Genomic DNA, 17,026 nt, shown 5'->3' on the forward strand with positions numbered 1-17,026 from the left:
CATCATCGAAAGGGATGAAGTCGAAGTGGCAGAAGCAGCCGGGCCGGGAAAGACCTTGGTGATCGTCGAGTCGGCGACGAAGGCGAAGAAGATTCAGCCTTACCTCGGAGATAACTACATCGTGGAGGCCTCCGTGGGCCATATCCGCGATCTTCCCCGTGGCGCTGCGGACGTGCCGGCTAAGTATAAGAAGGAATCCTGGGCGCGCCTCGGCGTGAACCCGGAGGATGACTTCGCACCGCTGTATGTGGTGAGCCCCGATAAAAAGAAGAAGGTCGCGGACCTCAAGTCCAAGCTGAAGCAGTGCGACCAGCTCTACCTCGCAACAGACCCCGACCGCGAGGGCGAGGCCATCGCCTGGCACCTGCTCGAGGTGCTCAAGCCCAAGGTCCCGGTGCGCCGCATGGTCTTTAACGAGATCACCAAGTCCGCGATCCTGGAGGCCGCGGACAATACCCGCGATCTGGATTACAACCTTATCGACGCCCAGGAAACCCGCCGCATCCTCGACCGCCTCTACGGCTACGAGGTTTCCCCGGTGCTGTGGAAGAAGGTCATGCCGCGGCTTTCTGCCGGCCGAGTGCAGTCGGTGGCCACCCGCGTCATCGTCGAGCGCGAGCGCGAGCGCATGGCGTTCATCTCCGCGGACTACTGGGATCTGGCCGCCACGCTAGATACCGGCGCTGCGGACGCGGACAACCCCGCTACTTTCGACGCCCGCCTTACCGCCGTCAATAGCAAGCGCGTGGCCTTGGGCCGCGACTTTGATGACCGCGGAAACGTCAAGAGCAAAGACGTCATCGTCATCACCGAGCCCCAGGCCAAGGCGCTAGAAACCGCGCTGCGCGGTGCGGATATGCAGGTCGCTGGGGTCGAACACAAGCCCTATACGCGCAAGCCCTATGCGCCGTTTATGACCTCTACGCTGCAGCAGGAGGCCGGCCGCCGCCTGCACTTTACCTCTGAGCGCACCATGCGCATTGCGCAGCGGCTGTACGAAAACGGCCATATTACTTATATGCGTACGGACTCCACCTCGCTCTCCAAGCAGGGCCTGTCCGCCGCGCGCAACTCCGCTACCAGCATCTATGGTGCAGAATACGTCTCTGATTCCCCGCGCGTATATGACCGCAAGGTGAAAAATTCCCAGGAGGCCCACGAGGCTATCCGCCCGGCCGGCGAGTCCTTCGCCACCCCGGGCCAGCTCTCTGGCCAGTTGGATGCGGAGGAGTTTAAGCTCTATGACCTGATTTGGAAGCGCACCGTCGCCTCCCAGATGGCCGATGCCAAGGGAACCTCCATGAAGGTCACCGTAGCCGGCACCGCCGCCACCGATAAGGGCAGCTACGACGTGGAATTTTCCGCCACCGGCCGCACCATTACCTTCCCCGGCTTCCTGAAGGCCTACGGCGCGGACGACGCCAAGGGGGACAAGAAGGGCGAGACCCGCCTGCCGCACTTGGAAGAGGGCCGCGCCCTGACCGCCAAGGAGGTCTCCGCCGAGGGCCACTCCACCAACCCGCCGGCGCGCTATACCGAGGCCAGCCTGGTCAAGAAGATGGAGGACCTGGGCATCGGCCGCCCGTCTACCTACGCGTCCATCATCAAGACCATCCAGGACCGCGGTTATGTGGTCTCGCGCGGCAATGCGCTGGTGCCTTCGTGGGTTGCCTTCGCCGTCGTGGGCCTGTTGGAGGAGAACTTCACCGAGCTGGTGGACTATGACTTCACCTCTTCCATGGAAGACGAGCTAGACCAGATTGCCACCGGTATCGAGGACGGTACCGCCTGGCTAAACGGCTTTTACTTTGGCAACGCCGAGGCCAACGAGCAGAAGGCGGCTTCCATTGCCCGGCACGGCGGCTTGAAGTCGCTTATCGACGTCAACCTAGAAGCCATCGATGCCCGCAAGGTCAACTCCCTGCGTCTTTATACCGATACCGAGGGCCGCGACGTCTTCGTCCGCGTGGGTCGCTATGGCCCGTATATCGAGCGCGCCGTTGGCACTAACGACGACGGCAGCATCGAGTATCAGCGCGCTAACCTGTCCGAAACCGTCACCCCGGATGGCCTGAACGAGGAGCTGGCGGAAAAGCTTTTCGCCACCCCGCAGGGCGGCCGCGAGCTGGGTGAGAACCCAGAAAACGGCCGCATGATCGTGGCCAAGGAAGGCCGCTTCGGCCCCTATGTCACCGAGGTCGTCCGCGAGGATGAGCGGGAGAAGGCCGAGGGTGAGGCCGAGGAGATCGTCGCCAAGGAGCGCGCTGAGGAAGACAAGCAACGCGCCGAGGAAGGCAAGCGCGCCAAGAATTGGGAAACCAAGACGGCCGCGAAGCAGAAGGAAAAGCGCGTCAAGGAGTACATCGAGAACAAGCTCAAGCCGGGTACGGCTTCGCTGTTTAGCTCCATGGAACCTTCCACCGTGACTTTGGAGGAGGCCCTTAAGCTGCTTTCCCTGCCGCGCGAGGTGGGCGAGGACGACGGCGTGATGATCACCGCGCAGAACGGCCGCTATGGCCCGTATCTGAAGAAGGGCACCGATTCACGCTCGCTGGCTAAGGAAGAGCAAATCTTCACCGTCACCTTGGATGAGGCCCGCCGCATCTACGCCGAGCCGAAGCGTCGCGGCCGCGCAGCGGCTCAGCCGCCGATTAAGCAGCTGGGCGATAACGACGTCTCCGGCAAGCCCATGACCGTCAAGGACGGCCGCTTCGGCCCGTATGTCACCGATGGCACCACCAATGCCTCCCTGCGCCGCGGCGATGACCCGGAGCAGCTTACCGACGCCCGCGCGAACGAACTCCTTTCCGAGCGCCGCGCCAAGGAAGCTTCCGGCGAGACCAAGAAGAAGTCCACCAAGAAGTCCTCTAAGAAGACGACGAAGAAGAAGGCGACTAAGAAGGCCACCAAGAAGTCCACGAAGAAGGCTGGCAAGAAGGCAACTAAGAAGCCTTCGCCCGGCACGAAGAACGTGGTAAAGGCCGGCTCGCGCAAGAAGTAACCGCGTAAGGTGGCGGGCATGAACGATTTTCTTGCCCGCACCCAAGAAGGCGCTGCGGCCCTGCGGCGCGCCGTCACCGACATCAGCGCGCGGCCGCAGCTTTTGGCCTCGGTACGCGAAGAGCCCGCCGTTGGCGCCGGAGTCTTAGCCGGGGCTATCGCCCAGGTGGAAAAGGCCCGCACCCTGACCCGTCCTTCGGTGCTCGGCGTGGCGGCCGTAACGGCGAGCCATGCCGCCTATGCGTGGAGCCTGTATCGCCGCGGCGCGCGCAATGATGCTCTGGGTTGGGGCCTGCGCGCGGCCGCGTGGGGCGCGGGCGTTGCCGCCACTCGCACACAGCCGACGGCCGCTGCGGTCGCGGTGGGCGGCGCGGCGGTGCTCACGACCTCGGCAATGGCGGGAGATCCAGCGCTGCGCACCGATGCTGGCAAAGGCATGAGCCACGGCGCCAACCTGCTCGTTGCGGCCGAGGGGCTGACGGCCCTGCGCGCGGCACTCGCGCAGCACTATCGCGGTAAGCGGAAGCAGGGGGCGCGCTTGTTATGCGCGGCCGAGGCGGGTGCCCTAGCGGTCGGCCACCTGCTGCTGATTGATGGCCTGTGCCGCACGCGGTAGCTGCGGCTGCATCGTCGGACCATAGGACAGGCGGCGGTGCACCGCCTCGAACGGCCCGCGGAGGTCGAAGACTTCCAGCACGCAGGCCCCGATAAGCGTAGCCAACCACACCGCGAAGGCCAGCGCGGCCTGGCCGAAGGCGCCCAGATCGTGGCCGAAGTTCAGCGTGAATGGGTGCACGAGGCAGAAAAAGAGGATGGACTGCCCTACGTAGCCGCTCATGGAGCGCTTGCCCAGCGCCGCGAAGGGCCACAGTACCGCGGGCAGCGGTGCGCCAGCCGAGAGCCTTTCTTGCACTGGCTGCAGCACCAACGCGAGCCCGGCCAGGATGCCGGGGCCAGTGAAGACGCCGATGAAAGCGTTGGCATTATTGGCTGCATTCGCCCAGCGCTGCTCGATGACCCCAAGCGTGCTCAAAGACCACAAGGCGCCGATAACCACGGTAATGATCACCGCGACGGCCACCCAGCGGAGGAGGGTGGGGCGGTGAGAGGGGACGTCGGCAAGCACGCCTTGGCGCGCCCACACAAAGCCCACCAGCATGACGGGCAGGTACATCAATAAAATGATCGGCGTGGCCAAAGCCTGGCTGCCTAAGGTGACAAGCTGGCTGAGCAGCAAATCGGGGTAGGACTCGATGGTGCCGATGCCTTCCGTAGCCACCACGCCGCGGGGATCCATAGCGCCGGAAATGAAGGCCACAATCCCGCCCAGCGCGCACAGTGCGAATAGAATATAGGCCACGAGCATGAGGGAGGAATCCCGCTTGCGCAGCAGGAATGCAATTACGATTCCGGCCGCGCCATAGAAGAACATGATGTCGCCCCAAAACAGCAGCACCATATGCACCGCACCCATCACTGCCAAGAAGGCATAGCGCTTGGCGATGACCCCGCGCGCCGCCCGCACCGGAAATCCGCGCCGCCACAGGCTCAGCGCGATGAGCCCCACACCAAAGCCCAGCAGCGTAGAAAACATGGGCAGGCCGCGGTTGTGGACAAAGAAGGCGCCGAAGACGACGGCGACCTTGTCCCACGCGCTGCCGTCGATGATGCCACCGAAATAGCTGCCCGGCCGGTCGGTGGTGATGATCCACGCCGTGGTCATATTGGCCATGGCGATGCCTAGAAGGGCCATGCCGCGCGCCACATCGGGCACGATCATGCGGGGCCGGGGAGCTGAGCTCACTTAAAAACCTCTTTATACCTCGGAACGTTCTGCCAGGGTAGCGCGGATAGGGCGAGCCAGCTGGGTCATGCGGTGACGGCCGCGCAGCTCAATGGATTTCATCATAGTCCAGCGGGCCTGCTCGGCCTCATTGGCGGTCTTGAGTGTGGCGGCGTTGGTAAGAACCTGGCCCGGGGTGTCCTTGGCCAGCTCGGTCAGGCGCGCAGCCTCGTTCACGGCGTCACCAATGACGGTGTATTCGAAGCGATCCGCGCCGCCGATATGCCCGGCCACAACGTGCCCCGCCGCCACGCCAATGCCCGCCTGCAGCTCCAGCCCGCGCAACTCGCCGCGCAGCTCGCGGGCGGCCTGCAGCGCCATGGAGGCGGAATCATAAACATTGAGCGGCGCGCCAAAGACAGCCAGCGCGGCATCGCCTTGGAACTTGTTAATGATGCCTTTATTGCGGTGCACCACCTCGACGACGTGCTCGAAGAACTTATTGAGCTCCTCCACTACCTCCTCGGGGGAGTGGTTGACGGCGAAGGTAGTAGAACCGATGACGTCAATGAAGAGCACAGCGACTTTGCGGTCCTCGCCGCCCAACTCGGGGCGCTCCTCTAGGGCGCGCTGCGCCACCTCGGCGCCGACGTAGCGGCCGAAGATATCGCGCACGCGCTGGCGCTCGCGCAGACCGCGCATCATCTCGTTGAAGCCGGCCTGCAGCACGCCCAGCTCGGACCCGTCATAGATATCGACCTCGGCATCGTTCTCGCCACGGCGCACCCGGTTAATGGCGTCCTGCAGCTCCACGATCGGGTCCACCACGCTCATCACCGCGAAGCTAGTACCGATAAACCCGGTGGCCAGAGCGGTAAGTGCCAGGGCCGTGATGGCGGGAACCAGGTCTCCTGCGGTGCCGGAGAAGAGCCCGGTGCGCTGGGCGATGAGTACGAGCAAGATACCCACCAGCGGCACGGCGGAGGTCATCAGCCAGGTTGAAATGAGGCGGTACTTGATGGGCGGCTCCAGGGTGGCATCCTCAAAGCGGCGCGCCACTGCCTGGGCGGCCACCGGGCGTACGAGGCGCTCTGCCTGCAGGTAGGTCAAGATGACCACCACAAGGCCGGCCAGGGTGGCGGATACGCCCACGACGAGCCCGAGGCTGCCGGATTCCCGGCCGGAAATTACCACGGCCAGGATGATGCCGATGAGCCACACCGCGGCCGCCACCACGGATTGGTAGACGGGGATGCGCAGCACCAGGTTGCGCACCATATTCGGATCGTGCTCGTCCGGGTTGCGCTGCCAGTCCAGCACCGGGCGGAAAAGCAGCAGGGTGACGGCGATGCCGATGACCACGGCAAAGATGAGGTACACCGCGGCGACGCCCATCAGGCTGGGCAGCTCGGCGGCAAAGTCCTTAATCTCCGGCATCGGCAGGAAATAGAGGACAAAGGTCATGATGGCGATGGCGCCGATGAGGTTCGCGCCCAGGACTAAGGCGGCGTAGACCGGCCATTGGGTACCCATGAGCCATCGTGCGCCGCGCAGTAGTCTGTTCATGCTTTCATACTTTAGTAAGACCAGTAGGCTAGGGCGAGTGAATACCGGAAGCGTTGCGCAAAGATTGGCAGATACCCCAGGTGTGGCCCGCACTATCCTGGGCGCCGCCCGGGCAGCTCGGGGGATGCCGGGGGCAGACCCGCGGGCGATGAGCCATTCCTGGCTATTTACCGGCCCGCCGGGCTCCGGCCGTTCCTTGGCCGCCATCGATTTTGCGGCCGCGCTCATGTGCACGGACCCAGAGGAACCGGGCTGCGGCCGGTGCGAGGCCTGCCGCGCGGTGCTAGAAACCAAACAGCACACCGATCTGGTCCTCGTGGATCCGCAGGAGGTCATCATTCCCGTGGATACGGTGCGCGAGGTCATCGGCCGCGCGGCGAGCCTGCCCACGGTGGCGCCCTGGCGCGTGGTGATCTTCAATAACGCTGACCGCCTGAACAATAACGGCGCGAATGCCCTGCTCAAGACGGTGGAGGAGCCGCCGGCGCGCACCGTGATCATTATGTGCGCGCCTTCCGACGCCCCCGAGGACTTCTCCCAGACCCTCCGCTCGCGTTGCCGCCACCTCTACATTCCCTCCCCGTCGGTGGAGAGCATTACCGCCCAGTTGGTCAGCGAGGGCGCCTCGGATCACGACGCCCACTTGGCCGCCCTCACCTCCCTCCGTCACGTCGGCCGGGCGCGGCGCCTGGTCAACGATCCGGCGGTGCAAAAACGCCGCGCGGTGGCCATCAACCTGGCAGAAGAGGTCTTCCACGGCTCCCAGGGCTTCCAGGCGGTGACCTCGCTGCTGAAATTGGTGGACTCGGAGGCGAAGGAGTCGCATAAGGAACAAGAAGAAGCCGAGCTGGCGAAGCTGGAGCAGACCCTCGGCGTGGGTGCGAAGGGCAAAGGCGCGGCTAAAGCGCAGCGCGACGCCCGCTCCGCCATTAAGGATCTGCAGGACCAACACAAGAAGCGAGCGAAACGCCGCGTGATCGACAATCTGGACCTCGTGCTTGTTGATCTCTCCGGCGTCTACCGCGATGCACTCATACAGAAGGTGGGCGCGCAGGTGGATCTCACCCACCCGGATTTTGCTGGACTTTCTGGTGAGATCGCGCAGCGCGTGAGCGAGGAAGGCTTGCTGGACTGCCAGGCGGCCATTACGTTGTGCCGCGAGCAGCTGACCCAAAACGTCGGCACGCAGATTGCTTTCGACGGGTTGGTGGGCCGCCTGCGCCGCGCGTGCCTGTAGGTGGGGCCCGATTTCTATTCCGTGGCACCCCTAGGTTAGACTTTCTCTTGCTGCACTGGCGTATGCCGAGCAGCGCGCCGCCTTAGCTCAGTCGGTAGAGCATTTCACTCGTAATGAAAAGGTCGCGAGTTCGATTCTCGCAGGCGGCTCCACAGTGGCCGCAGGTGTATAGCCTGCGGCCTTTCGCGGTTTCGGGGACAGCGGGTTGTGGGTGTAGCGCGCTAAGCCTCGCCGTGGTTATTGAGCAGGCGCGGGACCACCTTGCCGGTGGCGTTGCGCGGAAGCTTGGCCAGGAAGTGCACGTCGCGCGGCACGGAGTGATCGGCGAGCTTGGTGCGGACCCAGTCGCGGATGGCGTCGGCGGTGAGGGCCTTTCCGGCGGCGTCGGCAGTAGGCACCGCCCATACGGCGATGCGCTGGAAGGTCTCGCTATCCTCTACGCCGCCGGCATGCACCTCGTGGATGCCGGGCATGGCCTCGAGGACCTCGGTGACGGACTGCGGGTGGACGTTCTCGCCGCCGACGATGATCATGTCATCGGCGCGGCCGACCACGTGCAGGAAGTCGTGCTCGTCGATGTAGCCCAAGTCTCCAATAGAGATGAGACCGTCCACCTTATTGAGCCGCAGGTTCGGGTTGGTGTAACCGGTCATGGCGGTGGAGTTGTTCAGGTAGATCTCTCCCACCTCGCCGCGCGGCACCGGGTGGCCTTCCTTATCGAGGATGCGCAGCTTCGTGCCGGAGGCCACGCGGCCGGCGATGGTGGGGTTGGCGGCCACCTGGTCCATGGTGGCGGTCGTCGCGAGCGCGAGCTCGGTGGATCCGTACACGTTGCATAGGATGGCGCCGAAGCGCTCATTGGTCTCCTTGACCACCTCCGGGGTCAGTGCATTGCCGGCCGAGGCGATGAATTTCAGGCTCGAGGTATCGAACTCACCGGCTGGGTCCCGCTCCACCAAGCGCTTAAAGAAGATGGGGGAGGAGATCATGCCATCGAGGCGGTAGCGCTGGGCATCGTCAAGCACCTGCTCCGCGTCGAATACGCGGCGGGTGACGATGGTATTGCGCAGGCCCAGCGCGATATTGATGCAGGCCCAGCCCCAGGTGTGAAAAATGGAGGCGGTGAGCTGCAGGCGCTGGTCGGCGCGCCACGGAATCGTATCCACGATGGAGGCCAGCACCACCGGCAGGGTCGGCTCCGGCCGGACAATTCCCTTCGGAATACCCGTGGTGCCGGAGGACATGAGCACGATTGGGCCGTGCTTGGGGAAGCGCGGCAGCTCCACGGCCGGTGGGTTCTTTACAATCTTGTCCAGCTTCGGCAGATCGCTTGCGCCCGTATCGTGCGCGATGATGACCGGGATATCGGTGTCCACGCGGTCGATGAACTCATCATCCACGACGAGCACATTGATGCCATTCTCCTCGATGCAGCCGGCCAGCTGCTCCGGGGAGGAGCCCACGTTGAGCAGGTAAATAGAAGCGCCCACATATCCCTTGGCACCGAGCGGAATGATGATGCCGCGGCCGTTGCGCGCCATCACGCCGAGGCGAATCTCGGGCAAGTCCAGCGAGCGGAGGTAGCGGGCGAAGCCCTGCGTGTGGGTGCGCAGCTGGCGGTAGGTGAGGGTGCCGTCGTCGTCGATAAGCGCCAAGCGCTCCGGGCAGGCGAGGTAGCCCTGTTCGATCTCGCGCGCGGTGGTGAAGCGGTAGCGGGCCAGGTTCGGCAGCAGGTTGAGCTGAGCCTTCGCGCCGCCTTGGTGGCTGACGAGTCCGGCGTTAAGTAGCGCCGGCACGAACCGGCCGAGGGCTGCAGCGTGGAATGTGAAATCAGAAAAATTCACGATCGGGAAAGCTCCAAATTAGCGAAGATAACGAAAAGATAACCATGGACGATATCGTGAGAGAGGCGGGCGGTGTTGCCGCCAACTCGAAATATGTTACAGAAGTGGCTACAGTTACCTGAAGTTACTGGTGTTTCTAGAAAAGGATCTTATGAAATCTCTGCAGCTCAAAGTCCTCTCCGTGGTGGCGTCCGCGCTGGCCGTCGTAGGCGTGGCTGTCGCGCCGCAGGCCACCGCCGCGGAGCGCAACCTAGTAGCCTTCGGCGATTCCGTCCTTGCGGATCCAGATGCCGGCTCCTACTTCGCCCACCGCTTCGATCCCTCTAAGGGTGTGGGCGTGGATTGCCCGAACTCCAATAATTACGCCAAGCGCGCCGGCGCCAAGCTGCGCCTTCCGGTGCGGGACTTCTCCTGCTCCGGCGCCGTGTCCATGTCCCGCGGCCCGCAGGTTTCTCAGCAGGTGGATGCGGCCATCCGTACCGGCGCGCTGAGCCCAGCCACTAACCGCGTGGTTATCACCACTGGCTTTAATGACACTTACAACCACCGCGATATGAGCCTGCCGCAGATTCGCAAGCAGTTCGCGGACCGCACCGCCCCGCAGATCGAGCGCATTAAGCGCGCGGCCCCGAACGCTCGCGTTCAGATCGTGGGATACCCCACCATCGGCACCGGCCCTTATTACTGCCTCTTCCACTTCGGCCCGCGCCCGGCTGATTCCACGTTCCTGCCGGGTATTCAGGACTTTGAGAATAAGGCCCAGTGGATGCAGGTAGATCTGGCGGCGCGCACCGGCGTGCAGTTCTTGGATATGAAGCCTTCCACCCGCAATAACGGCATGTGCGCCGATGCAAACCAGCGCATGTGGGCTGGTCTGGTGGACTTTAGTGCTGGCGACGGCAACCTGCCCATCCATATGAACCAGCGCGGCCACGAGCATGCGGCCAACGTCATTGCCCGCTCTTAAAAAGAATTTTCAATAATGCGCCGGTTTTGAAAATATAGGTACACTCGGGCGCATGACTGTAAAAGCTGTTATTGCCCGCTCCAAGGGCGCGGAAGTCGAAACCGTCAACATTGTCGTTCCTGACCCCGGCCCTAACGACGTCATCGTGCGCGTCCAGGCCTGCGGTGTATGCCACACCGACCTTGCCTACCGCGATGGCGATATCGAAGACGCCTTCCCCTTCCTGCTCGGCCACGAGGCCGCAGGCGTGGTAGAAACCGTAGGTTCTGCGGTTACCCACGTGGAGGAAGGCGACTTCGTCATTTTGAACTGGCGCGCCGTGTGCGGCGAGTGCCGCGCCTGCAAGAAGGGCGAGCCAAAGTACTGCTTCAATACCCACAACGCCTCCAAGAAGATGACCCTCGAGGATGGCACCGAACTTACCCCTGCGCTGGGCATCGGTTCCTTCGCGGAGAAGACCCTGGTCCACGAGGGTCAGTGCACCAAGGTGGAAGACACCGACCCAGCCGCCGCTGGCCTGCTGGGCTGCGGCATCATGGCGGGCCTCGGCGCTGCCGTGAATACCGGTGACATCAAACTCGGCGAGTCCGTTGCCGTCTTCGGCTGCGGCGGCGTTGGCATGGCGGCCATTGCGGGCGCCAAGCTGGCAGCCGCGGCAAAGATCATCGCCGTGGACATTGACGAATCCAAGCTGGAAACCGCCCGCGAATTCGGCGCGACCGATGCTATCTGCTCCAAGGACCTGTCGGAACAGGAAGTCATCGACGCCGTCCGCGAGCTCACCGGCGGCTTCGGCACCGATGTTTCCATCGACGCCGTGGGCATCCAGCCCACCTGGCGCCAGGCCTTCTACTCTCGCGACCACGCCGGCCGCATGGTCATGGTGGGCGTGCCTAACCTCACCGACCACGTGGACATTCCGGCCATCGACCTCTACGGCCGCGGCGGTTCCATCAAGCCTGCGTGGTACGGCGACTGCCTCCCGGAGCGCGATTTCCCCGCTTACGTAGCGCTGTCCAAGGCCGGCAACTTCCCGCTGGACAAGTTCGTCTCCGAGCGCATTGCGCTTGACGACGTCGAGCAGGCCTTCGCCACCATGAAGTCCGGCAAGGTCCTGCGTTCGGTGGTGGAGTTCTAATGCGTATCGATAGCACGGTTACTTCTGGCAAGTTCCGCCTCGATGGCGGCGAGTGGGACGTGGACAATAACGTCTACGTCGTAGGTGATGACTCCAGTGTTTATGCGGTGGACCCCTCCCACGACCTCGATGCGGTAGCAGAGCTCGTTGGCGATCGTCGCGTGGAAGGCATCTTGCTCACCCACGCGCACAACGACCACTGCGAGCTCGCTCCCGAGGCCGCCAAGCGCTTCGATACCGAGGTCTACCTGCACCCAGACGATGACATGCTGTGGCAGGAGTCCAATGGCGATGCTCCGTACACGCCATTGGCGGACCGCGGTCAGTTCGATATTGGCGGCGAGAAGATTACGGTCTACCACACCCCGGGACACTCGCCGGGCTGCGTGGTGCTGCATGTGGGCGAGACGCTGCTGTCGGGCGATACGCTCTTCAACGGCGGCCCCGGCGCCACCGGCCGCAAGTACTCCGACTTCGATGTGATCATCGAGTCGCTGAAGAACGTCGTCTTCACCCTGCCGGAGGACACCAAGGTCCTGCCAGGGCATGGCGATGCCACCACGGTGGGCGCGGAGGCTGCGCGCATCGACGAATACATCGAGCGCGGCTACTAGCCTCTAGTACGCCCGCAGGTACTCGCCGTAGCCGGACTTGAGTAACGGCTCGGCGAGTTTTTCTAGCTGGGCGCGGTCGATGAAGCCGGCGTCGAAGGCGGCCACTTCTGGTGAGCCGATAACGATGCCGGTGCGTTTTTGCATCACCTCGACGTAGGCGGAGGCCTCGCTCATCGAGTCCACCGTTCCCGTATCGAGCCACACGCTGCCGCGGTGCAGGCGCTGGACATTGAGCTCGCCGCGGCGCAGGTACTCCTCGTTTACCGCCGTGATCTCCAGTTCACCGCGGCCGCTGGGCTCGATGCCCTTGGCTATCTCCACGACGGAGTTGTCATAAAAGTACAAGCCCACCACCGCGTGGTTCGACCGCGGTACTTCCGGCTTTTCCTCGATGCTGAGCGCATGGCCTGCGGCGTCGAATTCCACGACACCATAGCGCTGTGGATCCGAGACCTCGTAGGCGAAGATGATGCCGCCCTCCGGATCTTGGCAGTGGGCGAGCTCGCCGCCGAAGCCGTGGAAGATATTATCGCCGAGCACCAGCGCGACGCTGTCGTCTCCAATAAACTCCTCGCCAATCAAAAAGGCCTGCGCGAGCCCCTCCGGCCGCGGTTGGACCGCGTAATCGATCATGAGCCCGAGCTGCGATCCATCGCCAAAGAGTCGCTGGAAGGCCCCCGCATCCTCCGGGGTGGTGATGATGAGGATTTCCCGAATACCCGCCTGAATGAGCGTGGTGAGCGGGTAATAAATCATCGGCTTGTCATAAATGGGCATGAGCTGCTTCGAGATGCCCTTGGTAATCGGGTAGAGCCGCGTGCCGGAACCGCCGGCCAGGATGATGCCTTTCATTTAATCCTCCGGGTACAGCGCCAAGTACAGGGCAAGGGCCGCGCGCCAATTCTGCGGCTTGAAGCCCGTAGCCTCGATTTTATCTAGCGCAAGCGTCGACTCCTTGGGGCGCGGCGCCTCTGGGCCCGCGATCTCGCGGTACTGCTCGGTGCTTACCGGAGTGACCTCGGCCGGGTCGTGGCCGAGCCCGATGAACACGGCCATGGCTATCTCATCGCGGCCCACGGTATCGCCCGAGTTGGAGAGGTTATACACGCCGTAGTCCGCACCGGAGTCGAGTAGGTGGACGATGCCCTTGGCCAAGTCCTCAGCAAACGTGGGCCGCCCGCGCTGGTCATGGATGACCTTCGGCTCCACACCCTTATTGGCCAGCCGGCGCATGGTGGACATGAAATTCTCGCCATCGCCAAAGACCCAGGAAGTGCGGATGACGTAGTGCTGCGGCGCGGTCTGCGCGGCGGTATCGCCCGCGGCTTTCGACGCCCCGTATGCACTGAGCGGCGACGGTAGCTCCTCCTCGGTGTGGACCTCGTTAGTGCCGTCGAAGATATAGTCGCTCGACACATGCACCAGCGTGATCTGGTTTTCTGCGGCGATGCGCGCCAGCCGTGCGGGCGCTTCCGCATTGACGGCCCAGGCGGCGGCGCGGTCGTTTTCGGCGCCGTTGACGTCGTTATACGCCGCGCAATTGATGATGGCGGAGTACTGCTTCCAATTCCGTTCTGGTGGGTCGGTGATGTCGAAGTCGGCGTGGGAGCAGAATTCGGCGTCGGTAAGCAGGCGCTTCAGCGCCCGCCCCAGCTGCCCGTTCGCGCCCGTGACGAGGATGCGCCGGGCGGGCATCGGGCTCACGTCTTCAAGAGCGGGGTGCTGCGTGTCCTTCTCCGAAATCTCGGTGGGCTCCAGCGGCCAGTCGACGATGTTGAGGTTCACCGCGGCATAGCGAGCCTCGGCCGACCAGTGCTCATTCACCAGGTAGCAGTAGGAGGTTTCCTCCAGTGCCTGAAAGCCATTGGCGACGCCCCGCGGGACAAACACCGCAGTCTCCGGCCCTACCTCGTGGGTGACGACCTCACCAAAGCTTTCCGACCCCTCGCGCAAGTCGCACCATGCGCCGAAAATCTTGCCCTGCGCCACCGAGACGAGCTTGTCCCACGGCTCGGCGTGCAGGCCGCGCGTAGCACCGGCGTGGTTGAAAGAGATATTGTTCTGCACCGGCTGGAAGCTCGCGAGCTCTGGCGCGAGGCCGGTGAATTTTTCGCGTTGCCAATTCTCCTTGAACCAGCCGCGGTTATCGCCGTGCACGTCGAGGTCGATGATGAGCAGCCCCGGGATGGCGGTTTCGGTAATACGCATATCTACTGTCCTTGCTGCTTGTAGCGGGCTTCCACGTTTTCTTTCTCGGGCTTCCACCAGCCTTCGTTATCGCGATACCACGCGATGGTGTCTTCGAGACCGGCGCGGATATCCGTGAACCGCGGGGTCCATCCCAGCTCGCGACGCAGCTTGGCGGCGTCCATGGCATAACGTTGGTCGTGGCCGGGGCGGTCCGCCACGTGCTCATAGAGCGCGCGCCCATTGCGGGTGTGGCCCATGATTTCGCAGATCAGCTCAATGACCTGCTTATTATTAATATCTTCCTGGTCCGCGCCGATATTGTAGGTCTCGCCGATGCGGCCCCGCTCGAGGATGGCGAGCACCGCTTCGTTGTGGTCATCGACGTGGATCCAATCGCGCACCTGCTCGCCCGTGCCATAGAGCTTGGGGGTGTGTCCGGAAAGGATATTGGTGATCTGGCGGGGGATGAACTTCTCGATGTGCTGGTAAGGCCCGTAATTATTGGAGCAGTTTGAGATGGTCGCGCGCAGTCCGAAGGAGCGCACCCATGCTCGCACGAGGTGGTCAGACCCCGCCTTGGTGGCCGAGTAGGGGCTGGAGGGAGCGTAGGCGGTGTGCTCGCTAAATTTGGTCGCTGCTCCTATCTCGAGGTCGCCGAAAACTTCGTCGGTAGAGACATGGTGGAAGCGCGTATCGTGCTTCCGGCAGGCCTCCAGAAGGGTGAATGTGCCTACGAGGTTCGCGTGGATGAAGGGCGAGGGGTCGCGCAAAGAATTGTCGTTATGGGACTCGGCGGCAAAATGAACCACTACATCGGCAGCTGCGACAAGCGGTTCTACGGTGGCGGGATCGGCGATATCCCCCTCCACGAGGTCAATATCGAGACCGGCGAGGTTGGCGCGGTTTCCGGCGTAGGTGAGCTTATCGAGCACCGTAACGCGGGTATCGGGGCGCGCCTGGCATATTAGGCGCACGAAATTGGCGCCGATAAAACCGGCGCCGCCAGTGACGAGCATCGTTTGCATGGTTATCCAGTGTAGGGCAGTCGGGCGCGCGGCTGTGGCAGGCCGCGGGCCCCGGTCAGGCCGCGCCCGGGGGCGACGGCGGTGGCGAAGGCGGATCGGTGAGCCTGCGGGCGGGGGCTTGTTCCGCCGCGGGGTGGTCGTTGACCTCCACGGTGGGCGATAAGCCGTTGGTGTGGGCGGCTCGGTAGCCTACCCGGCCCGTGTCGGGGTCTCGTTCGGCGTGTCCCATTCCGTTGCGGCCATCGCGGTAATCGTTATTGTCCACGTGGTGCCGGCGGCACAACAGAGTGAGGTTTTTGAGGTCGGTGGCGCCACCGTGAGACCAGGCCTGGAGGTGGTGGACGTCGCAGTCCTGCCACGGGCGGTTGCATTCTGGGTGCGTGCAGACGAGTTCGGAGGCTGCGAGAGCGAGCTTCTGCCAGAGGGACGCGGTGCGCTTGGTGCGGCCAAGCTCGAGGGGAAAGCCCTTGTCATCCACGGCACAGAAGAAATCGTGCCGCGCGCCGCCGAGGCGGAGGAGGTCGAGCGGGGTGAGCTCGATGCCGGTGCTGGTGGCGAAACGGGTATCCCCGCCCATCGCTTCCAGCTCTTCCAAGGTAGTGGCGACGAAGAAGGAGCCGAGACCGTCGGAGTTCTTTTGGGTGGCGGAAAGATAGCTCGATAGCGCAGCGGTCAATTGGTCCGCCATGCGTTGGGCATAGGTACGGGTATCGTCCTCGGGACTGAGGTCCGCGCTGCCCTTATTCTTTGCGGGCGCGAAGGCGCTGGCGAGGATGGCCGCTGCGGAGGCATCGAGGTAGCCGGAGATGTGCACGCCGCCGTCAGCATCTTGGCGGGAGATGCTAAAGCGGCGTTTGCGGGTAGCGGCGTGCGGATCGGGCTCGCCGGCAGGGTTGAGAGCGTGCTTATTCGCTTTGCGGATGGCCTTGCGCAGCCACTCGCGCAGGGAATCGAAGGAACGACGCTTGGCCTGCTCGAGAGCCTGATTGCGCAGTTCGCTCGGGCCGGGGATGGCGTACTTGCTGAGGCTGCGCAGCTCGTTTTCGATGAGGTTGAGGATGCGCTCGGGGATAGGCTCTTCCTCAAAGAGCTTCTTGCGGCGCTTCTCCTCCTCGCGGTGCTCGCGGTCGGCGCGGCGGCGGGATTCCTCTTCGGCTCGGGCGCGTGCGGCATCGTCAGCATCGGGGTCCGCAGGGGGAGCCGGATCCGGATCGGGGATGGGTGCGAAGAGGTTGCGTCCATTGCGGAGGCGGGCGGCGGCCTCGGCATCGGTAAGGCCTAGACGCGTGGTCAGGTAGTCCTTGGCCTTGGAAGAACCAACGCGGCGGCCGGCGTCATCCCGCTCCGCGATGAAAGCGAAGGCGGCGTCGATGGTGGACTTATTGCCTAGCGCCCGCTCCAAGTGTTCGAAATGCGAATGAAGAAGCTCGAAGGACAGATCGGAAGGATCCTGCATGAGGCTGCGCAGCTGGGTCAGCCCAGTGGCAACCTGTGCGATGGCGGAGTCTATCTCCGCGTGCTTGGTGGTATGCATGATCCCTCCCTTCCTTTTCGTTTACATGTTCTATCTTACCCAGATAAAACACCCCGTCAACAGGAAAGAAGGGATTGGTCAATAGATTAGACATTCCCCAAACAAACGCAGTCAAAACCCCGCAAAGC

13 protein-coding genes and 1 tRNA gene are annotated in these 17,026 nt (G+C 63.5%); 7 read left to right on the top strand and 7 right to left on the bottom strand.

The genetic code is table 11. From position 1 onward, the window contains the following. The first annotated feature begins 25 nt into the window (after positions 1 to 25). Entirely contained in the window at positions 26 to 3,001 is a 2,976-nt protein-coding gene (topA, locus tag BJ985_RS09480) for a type I DNA topoisomerase (RefSeq protein WP_005323095.1), read from the top strand. Positions 3,002 to 3,019: 18 nt separating this feature from the next. Then, complete coding sequence (locus BJ985_RS09485; protein WP_179387302.1) at positions 3,020 to 3,616, top strand: hypothetical protein; 597 nt, start codon at positions 3,020 to 3,022, stop codon at positions 3,614 to 3,616. Here the strand turns inward: BJ985_RS09485 and BJ985_RS09490 are convergent. Together BJ985_RS09490 and BJ985_RS09495 are read right to left on the bottom strand one after the other, a co-directional pair. Then, positions 3,566 to 4,804: a DUF418 domain-containing protein gene (locus BJ985_RS09490; protein ID WP_236587042.1), complete on the bottom strand. Its 1,239-nt coding sequence runs from the start codon at positions 4,802 to 4,804 to the stop codon at positions 3,566 to 3,568. The genes BJ985_RS09485 and BJ985_RS09490 overlap by 51 nt on opposite strands. A 12-nt stretch (positions 4,805 to 4,816) precedes the next feature. After that, positions 4,817 to 6,349 carry an adenylate/guanylate cyclase domain-containing protein gene (locus tag BJ985_RS09495; RefSeq protein WP_005323092.1) on the bottom strand — a complete coding sequence of 511 codons (1,533 nt, stop codon included), beginning with the start codon at positions 6,347 to 6,349 and terminating at the stop codon, positions 4,817 to 4,819. On the opposite strand from BJ985_RS09495, the gene BJ985_RS09500 reads away from it, so the two are divergent. Further along, positions 6,348 to 7,586: a DNA polymerase III subunit delta' gene (locus BJ985_RS09500; protein ID WP_179387303.1), complete on the top strand. Its 1,239-nt coding sequence runs from the start codon at positions 6,348 to 6,350 to the stop codon at positions 7,584 to 7,586. The two genes, BJ985_RS09495 and BJ985_RS09500, sit on opposite strands and share 2 nt — an antisense overlap. 76 nt (positions 7,587 to 7,662) lie before the next feature. Then, positions 7,663 to 7,738 (top strand) — tRNA-Thr (locus tag BJ985_RS09505). A 69-nt stretch (positions 7,739 to 7,807) separates the two neighbouring features. Here BJ985_RS09505 and BJ985_RS09510 read toward each other — a convergent pair. Continuing rightward, a complete protein-coding gene (locus BJ985_RS09510) occupies positions 7,808 to 9,430 on the bottom strand; it encodes an AMP-binding protein (RefSeq protein ID WP_179387304.1) in 1,623 nt (540 codons plus the stop codon). A gap of 151 nt (positions 9,431 to 9,581) precedes the next feature. On the opposite strand from BJ985_RS09510, the gene BJ985_RS09515 reads away from it, so the two are divergent. The 3 genes from BJ985_RS09515 to BJ985_RS09525 are packed head-to-tail and all read left to right on the top strand — an operon-like array spanning position 9,582 to position 12,149. Continuing rightward, complete coding sequence (locus BJ985_RS09515; RefSeq protein ID WP_179387305.1) at positions 9,582 to 10,397, top strand: GDSL-type esterase/lipase family protein; 816 nt, start codon at positions 9,582 to 9,584, stop codon at positions 10,395 to 10,397. Between the two features lie 52 nt (positions 10,398 to 10,449). Then, positions 10,450 to 11,535 (top strand): S-(hydroxymethyl)mycothiol dehydrogenase, encoded by a 1,086-nt coding sequence (locus tag BJ985_RS09520; protein ID WP_179387306.1) that lies wholly within the window; start codon positions 10,450 to 10,452, stop codon positions 11,533 to 11,535. Further along, positions 11,535 to 12,149, top strand: coding sequence for an MBL fold metallo-hydrolase (locus tag BJ985_RS09525; RefSeq protein WP_179387307.1), 615 nt, complete (start codon positions 11,535 to 11,537; stop codon positions 12,147 to 12,149). The genes BJ985_RS09520 and BJ985_RS09525 overlap by 1 nt, the downstream gene beginning before the upstream one ends. Before the next feature lie 3 nt (positions 12,150 to 12,152). Here BJ985_RS09525 and rfbA read toward each other — a convergent pair whose 3' ends face one another. From rfbA to BJ985_RS09545, 4 genes are all read right to left on the bottom strand, one after another. Then, positions 12,153 to 13,001: a glucose-1-phosphate thymidylyltransferase RfbA gene (gene rfbA, locus BJ985_RS09530; RefSeq protein WP_005323086.1), complete on the bottom strand. Its 849-nt coding sequence runs from the start codon at positions 12,999 to 13,001 to the stop codon at positions 12,153 to 12,155. Further along, on the bottom strand, positions 13,002 to 14,357 hold the full coding sequence (gene rfbD / locus BJ985_RS09535; protein WP_179387308.1) for a dTDP-4-dehydrorhamnose reductase: 1,356 nt from the start codon (positions 14,355 to 14,357) through the stop codon (positions 13,002 to 13,004). 2 nt (positions 14,358 to 14,359) lie between these two features. Continuing rightward, positions 14,360 to 15,355: a dTDP-glucose 4,6-dehydratase gene (gene rfbB / locus BJ985_RS09540; protein ID WP_179387615.1), complete on the bottom strand. Its 996-nt coding sequence runs from the start codon at positions 15,353 to 15,355 to the stop codon at positions 14,360 to 14,362. Between the two features lie 64 nt (positions 15,356 to 15,419). Then, positions 15,420 to 16,898, bottom strand: a complete 1,479-nt coding sequence (locus BJ985_RS09545; protein WP_179387309.1) for an HNH endonuclease signature motif containing protein — start codon at positions 16,896 to 16,898, stop codon at positions 15,420 to 15,422. Positions 16,899 to 17,026 lie beyond the last annotated feature (128 nt).

The organism is Corynebacterium tuberculostearicum (assembly GCF_013408445.1).
In the GTDB taxonomy this organism is placed as follows: Bacteria; Actinomycetota; Actinomycetes; order Mycobacteriales; family Mycobacteriaceae; genus Corynebacterium; species Corynebacterium tuberculostearicum.